At 35.7% G+C, this 370-nt stretch carries 1 protein-coding gene; it reads right to left on the bottom strand.

Annotation, left to right across the window (positions count from 1 at the left end):
* Positions 1 to 370 (bottom strand): hypothetical protein (locus Q1A01_RS23750; RefSeq protein WP_299686083.1); only part of this gene is annotated, 370 nt, incomplete at both ends.

The raw sequence follows: 370 nt of genomic DNA, 5'->3' as shown, positions 1-370 counted from the left end.
CAAAAAATAGATTAGTCTCATCAAAAGTGACACAACCTGTTACTGTATTTACAGCACTATAGTAAATTGTTTGTGGTGGTGTGCTAATAAATGCTGTAGGATTGGGAATGGCTATAGGTGGGACTGAGGTATAATTCGCTAAAGAGGCATAATAACTTACTACGTAATCAGGATTCCCCCCAGTAATTTCTACATCATTTTGTGTTAAATCAAATGTGCCAGTAGTAGGGTCATCACTACAAGTAGTTATATTTGGAACATTTGTATTTAAAACAGGGTTTGGTAATGTTGTTAGTTGTACGTGTATTCCTAAACCAATACAATCATTGGCTGTATCTCCATCAACACGAACATAAATACCTTGAACACC

The sequence above is a fragment of the uncultured Dokdonia sp. genome, assembly GCF_947492815.1.
GTDB lineage: Bacteria > Bacteroidota > Bacteroidia > Flavobacteriales > Flavobacteriaceae > Dokdonia.
This window is presented reverse-complemented; position numbering and strand designations above follow the sequence as displayed.